Source organism: Limnospira sp. PMC 289.06 (assembly GCF_032350395.1).
Lineage (GTDB): Bacteria > Cyanobacteriota > Cyanobacteriia > Cyanobacteriales > Microcoleaceae > Limnospira > Limnospira platensis.
In genome coordinates this window covers 1-7,978 of sequence record NZ_JARPLC010000171.1, presented here as the reverse complement: position 1 = coordinate 7,978, position 7,978 = coordinate 1, and the positions used below count along the sequence as shown (strand labels likewise).

The 7,978-nt window shown below is 45.9% G+C and carries 7 protein-coding genes and 1 tRNA gene; 1 reads left to right on the top strand and 7 read right to left on the bottom strand.

Translation table 11 applies throughout. The features are described from left to right. Window positions 1-33: 33 nt before the first annotated feature. From P5674_RS21995 to P5674_RS21965, 7 genes are all read right to left on the bottom strand, one after another. Window positions 34-106, bottom strand: a tRNA-Met gene (locus P5674_RS21995). A 141-nt stretch (window positions 107-247) separates the two neighbouring features. Continuing rightward, entirely contained in the window at window positions 248-2,413 is a 2,166-nt protein-coding gene (locus P5674_RS21990; RefSeq protein WP_014276708.1) for a LysM peptidoglycan-binding domain-containing M23 family metallopeptidase, read from the bottom strand. A gap of 566 nt (window positions 2,414-2,979) precedes the next feature. Continuing rightward, window positions 2,980-3,441, bottom strand: coding sequence for a tRNA (cytidine(34)-2'-O)-methyltransferase (locus P5674_RS21985; protein WP_006616954.1), 462 nt, complete (start codon window positions 3,439-3,441; stop codon window positions 2,980-2,982). A gap of 158 nt (window positions 3,442-3,599) precedes the next feature. Then, window positions 3,600-4,751, bottom strand: a complete 1,152-nt coding sequence (gene gshA / locus P5674_RS21980; RefSeq protein WP_006616955.1) for a glutamate--cysteine ligase — start codon at window positions 4,749-4,751, stop codon at window positions 3,600-3,602. Window positions 4,752-4,810: 59 nt separating this feature from the next. Further along, the gene (locus P5674_RS21975) at window positions 4,811-5,629 is read right to left on the bottom strand and encodes a hypothetical protein (protein WP_006616956.1); all 819 of its coding nucleotides are present in this window, start codon (window positions 5,627-5,629) and stop codon (window positions 4,811-4,813) included. A 160-nt stretch (window positions 5,630-5,789) separates the two neighbouring features. Then, entirely contained in the window at window positions 5,790-6,359 is a 570-nt protein-coding gene (locus tag P5674_RS21970) for a DUF4126 domain-containing protein (RefSeq protein ID WP_014276707.1), read from the bottom strand. A gap of 26 nt (window positions 6,360-6,385) precedes the next feature. After that, window positions 6,386-7,303: a histone deacetylase family protein gene (locus tag P5674_RS21965; RefSeq protein WP_006616958.1), complete on the bottom strand. Its 918-nt coding sequence runs from the start codon at window positions 7,301-7,303 to the stop codon at window positions 6,386-6,388. Between the two features lie 63 nt (window positions 7,304-7,366). On the opposite strand from P5674_RS21965, the gene P5674_RS21960 reads away from it, so the two are divergent. Further along, window positions 7,367-7,876 carry a hypothetical protein gene (locus tag P5674_RS21960; protein ID WP_006616959.1) on the top strand — a complete coding sequence of 170 codons (510 nt, stop codon included), beginning with the start codon at window positions 7,367-7,369 and terminating at the stop codon, window positions 7,874-7,876. Window positions 7,877-7,978: the final 102 nt, after the last annotated feature.

The following is a 7,978-nucleotide window of genomic DNA, read 5'->3' as shown; positions in this document are numbered from 1 at the left end:
ACGATAGTAGTCAGGATAAGGGTTTAAGTTAAATGGCTCTGGCGGGATTTGAACCTGCGACCTTGGGCTTATGAGTCCCCTGCTCTAACCACTGAGCTACAGAGCCTTGTTTCTCAACGATTTATAAATATAGCACGTTTTCCTTATATATGGCAAGCGATCGCCAAAAAAAATTTTCAACCCGTCAAAGGGAAGAACAGACCAGGGGAGCAACCACCTAAGTCCGTTCTTAGCCAAGAATTGATCATTAATCCCTGGACAACAAAGCCATAGGATTGACAGCCCCATTTCCGGTGGGGTGAATTTCAAAGTGCAAGTGAGGACCTGTGCTAAACCCAGTGCTACCCATTTCGGCAATTAGCTGACCCTGGGTAACTCTCTGACCCTTGCTCACCAGAATCCGGTGATTATGAGCATAAAGGGTAACACTGCCATCAGGATGCTCTAATTCGACCAAGTTGCCATAGCCACCGCTGTTCCAACCAGAAAAGATAACCACTCCCGGAGCGGCTGCTAAGATGGGAGTACCCACCGGACCGGCAATATCAATACCTCGGTGCATTCTTCCCCAACGCCAACCGTAGCCGGAGGTTAAAATTCCCTCGGCTGGCCAAATATAGCCAGTAAACCTTGTGGAGCCTCCCGGTAGGTAAGCATCCGGGCCAAGGAGTGGCGGCAAATCCGGGGAAACAATGCGACCCAGGGTAGGGTTATGAAGTGGGTCATAAGCACTAGCCCCCATAGGAGCAGTAGCAACCAATGAGTTGGGGCTATCCTCAGAACCTGGTTCCGGGCGGCGGGAAATCTCTTGAGTAGCCCCGTCTAAGGGATTTTCCCCATAGAGATTCCTTTGATCTTCGTCGGCTCTGGGGTTAAACTGAGGATTAATCCGTTGTAGTCGTCTGGGGTTAGGTTCAGTAGCAGCGAAAACCTGATCAGCGGTTTCGGCTTTTTCCGCCTTGGCTTCGATTGCTAATTCTTCTGGTTCCTGAGAAAAGCTGACAGTTTGATAGGAATAGGTGGGTTGAGACTGTTGAGCGTGGTACTCGTTTCGCAGTCGCTCAATCTCAGTTCTCAGGCGATCGCTATAGAGTCTACTGCTGCTGTGGCGGCGATTGAGAGGGGTAAGCCTTCTCTCCTCAGCATCAGCAAGACTAAATTCCCCATTACTACTGGGTTGGGACTCACCACTAGTTGATAGATCCTTTCGTGAAGCTGTAGTTGAGTTATCAGTATAGTTAGACTCTATGACAGGGGTTTGTTGACTGAGTTCAGAGAGTTTTCTGGGCCAGATGCGATCGCCGCCATCATTTGATGTACCCAAGCGATCGCCCAAATCCACTTTCAGGCCCATAGGTTTAGTGATATCGCCAGATATTTCCGACGGGAGAACCGTAGGAGTCACAGTTTGACTCAAACGTAGTCTCACAGAAGCTCCCGGAGTATTGTCGCTAGTAGATGCTCTGTGGCTAGGAGTAGTAGTTTGGGTTCTTCCCAAATCAACTCTGGAGTTGTTTAAGTCGTGATCTGCTGTGTAACTATCTCTTGGGGATGTCAGATAGTTATTCAAACGTTTAGGAATCCTCAGTTCTTGATCAACCTTAATCAAGTGAGGGTCAGTCAAATTATTAGCTCTAATCACATCATTGACTGAGACCCCGTGAGCTTCAGCAATGCGATCGATAGTGTCTCCTGAGCTGACCTTATAGACCACCGAAACCGACTGATTGGGGTCAGAGTCAATCACCAACGTACCCGGAACCCGATTAAAGGAACTGATGTCAGTTTCCCTAATTGTCTCCCTCACCGCGTTGCTAACCTGGGAAGGTTGAGAAAAACGAGGGCTAGGGGCAGTATTTTCCGTAACATCAGAGCTAGAGCTATAGGAGTCTGAACCGCTAAGGCTATTTCCCCCCACCCTTTCGATGGTGTCAAACTGATTGGGGAAAGGTTTGTCTTCAGATTTTGATAAAGACGGTTCCGAGACAACCACAGACCCTGGCTGGGCTTGCTCTTGGGCTTGAGTCTCGTTTTCCTGATGGTCAATAACTGCTGCTGGTTCTACTGGGGTTGTCGAACCCATAGACCTAGAATTAGATTCTGTCAGGTTTCGCAGAATGGATGGTTGCCAATCTGATGAATCAGATACTGAGTCGCCGTTTTGATTAAATGCAGCTTGATTAGAAGAAGACTGCATGGCTTTGGTGCTATCGGCTGTTAGTGACTCAGTAGCAGCACTACCCCCTTCGGGAAACAGAAGACCTGATGCAATCGCTAAACCCAAGAACGCAGCAGAGGTTTTTACCCGGCTCCGACTGGGGACTGTGACCTGTTGTGTAGTTTCCAAGTTCATATCTGTCTCATTGGCACCCGTAACAACAGGTTGATTGTTGTGTGGAACTGTTCCTTTCAAAGAACGACCTCCTATGGAGAAGCGCTTAAACTGTACCTTGGGGCTGGTTTTCCTCAGTTATCTGTATTTAACACGGCTTTAAGCAGAACCTGCGATTACAGTAACTGATAAGTGATATTTATCATGCTGATTACATGAGGCCCACCACTGCCAGCCATATTGATTAGGTCAGATTACCTTGCTTTTTGAATTTCGACAAGCCACCTTTACCCATCAATTACCCCAAGTTTGAGAGTGTGAGTTAACTATCTAGCAATTCCCTTTATGTCATAGATAAAAGACAGTTTGTAGGAAATGCAGATTGGGAATCCGCTGATCCCGAATCAGACTTTACACCATCTACCTCCAAAAACACAATGCCCTCAGACCAGTGTTTTGTTGGTTAACAACTGTAGCCGGGTGGTTTGAATAATATACTCAAGTACCCAACAACTTTATATATCAATCCTTACGCCGACTTTACCCTCTCACCCAGACATCCTTTGATTTATCACAAAAATCTATCGGAAGACATAGAGCTACTCCTCCAGTAGGATATAATCAAAACTTATGTTTGGGGGCAGAGATTAAGCCAGCAAACCTAGTTGTCGGCGGGCTTCAAACAATCCTACAGCGGCACTAACGGAGAGGTTCAGGCTGCGGACATTGGGTTGAGACATGGGGATGTAGACGGTAGCTTGACAGAGGGCTAGAACTTCTGGAGGGAGCCCTTCTGTCTCGCTACCAAACAGCAGCCAATCATTTTCCTGAAATGGAAAGGACACATAATTCTGTTTTCCACGGGCGCTAAATCCGACCCAGCGGCCCCCTAATGGTTGGTGAAAGGCTCGGAAATCCTCTATATGGGTATGGTATTTCAGCGGTACATAGGGCCAGTAGTCTAGTCCGGCCCGTTTCAGATAGCGATCGCTAATTTCAAATCCCAGGGGACCCACCAGATGCAATGGTGTTTGGGTAGCCGCGCAGGTGCGGGCAATATTCCCTGTATTTTGGGGGATTTGAGGATTAACTAGAACGAGTTGGGGCATAGTCGATCGCATGAAATAGCCAGGAATTTAGCTGCCAGAAGTCAATACTATATCATTCCCAACTTCTGAGGGGAAAGCCACATTTCCATAGCTTTTTTTTATATTTCCTCCCCGGCTGGGGACATAAGATATATTAATAGGTCTTTTGCATTAACCCACTAGGTAACCAGTAATTGACATAATTTATCTTCAAGTTCCTGTTCCTGTTCATAAGCATCAGCGATCGCCTTTTTGATAATACTGCGGGTATCCATGCCACTTTCATACTGTTTAAGCCACTGTCCGGCGCTGTTTCCCTCCCGCAGAATCTTTTTGAGGGGAGACAGAAAACAGCTAAAACCGCGCTGTTTAGCCAGTGGCCACACTTCTGCATAGAGATTTTCGATCCAATCGCGGGCTAAAATACTACTGCCATCTTTCCAGTGTCTCAGGTTAGCGTCGAGACTCCGGTGGGCGACTGCTTCCTCATTAGCATCTGCGATCGCCACTAATTCCTGATTGCGGGTGTTGGCTGGTAGGCTACTCAATTCCAGGGGGTCTAGGTTGGGAGTCTCCATCAGTTGCCATAACCTCGCCTCTAGGAGGGCTGTAGTCGCCAGCAAGGCTATGGGATTCACTATTAGGTCACAAATCCTTAATTCCAGGCGATTGAGGCTGTAGGGGCGACGGACACCGTTAGGACGCACCGAACACCACAGGTGTCGCACATTTCTCATAGATCCAGCTTCGAGTTGTTCATTAGTCCACTGGATATAATGAGAATGACTTTCAAACAGGGGAACGTGGCGGGGAGTTTTGGGGAACAAATGCCACCTATGGGAGTGATAGCCCGTGGGTTTACCGTCCAAAAAGGGAGAGGAGGCGCTGAGGGCTAGGTACAATGGCGCTTCTACTCGCACTAGGCGCACCGCACGCATTAGCACTTCCGGATCATCAATACCGATGTTAATATGGATGCTGGCGGTAACTACATCAGTTCCGTAGGTTTCCTGAATGTAGGCATGATAGGGGTTGTTGGGGTCAGAACGGTAAAAGCGCCGACTGTCGCCCAGAGACAGGGTGCTACCTGGTATAATGGTGTAGTTGCCAAGTTGGTGCAGGTATTGTCGCAATTGTTGCCGAGGTTTTACTAAAGCGCAAAGGGAGCGATCGTAACTGCAAATTGGGGCGGTTATATACTCCACATTACGAGTATCTGGTTCTCGGACAAACCCATCAAGATTTTTGACTATCTTATCGGAAAAACCTACTATATCCCCTTGGGGTGTACCCGTGTACATTTCCACTTCAAAGCCTTTGGGTAGTAACACTTTTGTGCCTCACTTAATTTAGATTAACGTAAACTAGGATAGAGTCTAGGGAGTGAGTGTTAACTAGATTCTAGCATTGATTCGGAGTTCCAAGGAAAAATACTTTCCGATTCGGAAAAGTTAAAAATATAGTCATAATCAAATTCGAGGGCATGGATATGTCTAGTTACCGAAAAGCCACAGTCAACAATTTGGTCAGTGGTAAAAGTGGCCATGATTAAAGCCATCAGTTTGGCATGACTTACCTCCGGTGCTTTCACAAAATAATCCCGTTTGGCAAAAAAGACTTTTTCATCTTTAGGCACAACCAGGCGATTAAGGCGGTGAGCATATTGGATAGGTTTAATATATTTTTTGATGAATTCATCCTGGTTTTTTTGCAATCTCGCTAGTCTTTCGTGTTGTTGCCAACTCATTTTGAACATAATTTTAATCAATTCAAAGCCGACAATATAATTAAAAACGTTCTCTTTTTCTTTGGTGCTGACTACTAATTTTAAAGCTGATTCCAAGTAGATATCTGGCTGACATCTAGCATCTTGGGCGGAGTGTATATAGAACTGACGGATATATTTTCTGAGGACGACTTCCGTTAAGGGTGTAGTGACTTTAAACCAGTTAAAGTATCTTTGAATGCGATTAATTGAGTCGATATCTTCCAGTAATTTAGACACTAAGCCATCGGCGGTATAATCATCTAAAAATTGTGCTTGCTTTTCGGGTTGGGAAGCACAGAAGATATAACATAAAGATAGTAAATAGCGTCGCTGTTCCCAAGGCAAACTTTCCGCCCATTCTTGGGCTTTGGGAGGTAGTTTATCAAATAAAATGTTATTTTTGAGAGGGGCTAAAATGTCAGCGTTTGATTCTAGTTTCATAGTAGTTGTGTCCCACTGTCGGTTTTTTGATATTAGCTGACAGCAATTCTAAGCCACTGCATCACTGGAGACATTGTTACCATTTTAACAGGGGCGATCGCCATTTACAAACCATCCGCAACTGGGGCAACTTTGGGGGGGGGAAATCCTATATCGAAACTTATGATCGCTGCCAATTACGTCTCAAAATTTTCTGGACTGCCAACACCAGTACGATCGCCACTGTTATCGCCCCCAATATAGGCAGAGAAATCGCCAATACTGATAAGATCATAGCGCAGAGCAACTCCATTGTGGATACCAATGGATTAGCCAAGCCTCCGGTTGCCATAGTAGAGGCCACACGGGTAATACCCATTAACATCTCAATAATTCCGGCTGATCCAGCCCCCAAAATTATAGAGACTGTCCACATCCACCGAGGTTCCATCTCTGGTAAAAATGCAGCTACAATCAAAGTAGCCACCACCATAGCGATCGGTGCTTCCAGGATATCTAAAGCGTGATCTACTCCGGGCATAAAATAGACGATCGCCTCTACAGCTAACAGAGTAGCCACCGCTATTAACCCCGTCTCGGTCCCCAAAATCTCTAAGTCAGGGGGTAGGTCAAAATCGCCGTATATGGCGGCAGTGCTTAAAATTACCGGGGGTACAAATATTCTAAACCCGCAGGCCGCACCTAAACCAACCCCGCAAAAAATCCCTAACAGATAATTTATCATCATCATATTTTCAGTTTATTACTATGATCCAATTACAGGCGATACTGGCGATAAACGTCCGTAGCGGCGCGGTGTAGCAGGGAATGGCGGTAAACCAAGCCCTGCATATCTTCACAGTAACCACCGCCAATAATTCCCGCCACCGGATATCCCATTCCCACACAGGTGGACAAAACTTGCATTTCCCGCCGCCATAACCCAGAGTCAGTTAGGGCTAATTTTCCTAAGCGATCGCCAATATGGGGATCTACCCCTGCATCATAGATCACTAGATCCGGGCGAAATTCCGTAAGTAAGTCCGGTAAATGACTGGCTAGAATTTGCAAATATTCTTCATCTTCCATACCCACAGCTAGGGGGATATCGCGATCGCTTGTTTGTTTTTTAGCCGGAAAGTTGGCTTGACAGTGCATTGAAAAGGTAAACACATGGGGGTTATCTTGGAAAATTACCGCCGTTGCGTCCCCCTGGTGTACATCAAGATCCACAATCAGGATTTTTTTGGCTAGTCCTAATTTTTGCATGACACAGGCAGCGATCGCCATATCATTAAATATACAGAAACCAGATCCATAGTTAGGGAAGGCGTGGTGAGTCCCTCCGGCGGTGTTGCAGGCGAGACCGTGAGATAATGCCAATTTAGCGGTTAATATCGCCCCTCCCACCGCGATACAAGTCCGTTGGGCTAATGCCGGACTCCAGGGGAGACCTATGCGACGTTGGGCTTTTGGGTCTAATGTACCCTCACAATAACCCTTTACATAGTCCCGGTGGTGGACTAATTCGATCCACTCAGTGGGTGGCAGTTTGGGTAGGTGAAGTTGCGATCGCCTAATTACCCCTTCTTCTAGCAACATATCACAAAGTAACCCAAATTTCGGCATCGGAAAACGGTGTCCTGGTGGCAAGGGCGCTACATAGTCAGGATGAAAAACAATCGGCAAATTCATCAATCAGTGCATATCCAGGTTGTACAATCTAACTAATATTAAATTCAACTAGAGACAATTAACATGGATACCACAATTATTTGGGAGTCCGGCAGCAGCAACCCTGATAATGCCAATAACCTGGAAGTTATCCGAGAATGGTGGGCTAACCTCAAGAATATTAAAATCGACTGGCAACAGCGACTTATGGCAGAGGATACCGACCCCAGTCAGTTAAACTGGGAACCCCAAAAGTTTGACGAAAATTTTGTTATTTGTAACCCCGAAATTAGGGGAATCACCATTTTTTGGAGTAAACCAAACAGCGCAGACCAACGTAGTATCACCCCCCGAAAATTATTCCTTGACATTGACCACCAACAGCTTTATATTTTCTCTCAATCTCAACAGCAACTGGTGCTTAAAGTTAGTATTCCTGAACTGAAATATGACACTGTAAACCTAGAAAATCCTCATATTGCTGTTGGCAATAATGGCTTAATGATACTATTTAGAGACCAGGCACAATTATTGGATGTTAAAGTAATTCTGACCCCCGAAAAATTACAGCAACTCAAGCAAAAATTAATTTAATAATTGACAATTATTAATTGTAGGGGCGGGTTCCGCCGTCAATTTGGCATCCCCACCAGGATATAAATAAACCCGCCCCACCGCCGTCAATTTGGCATCCCC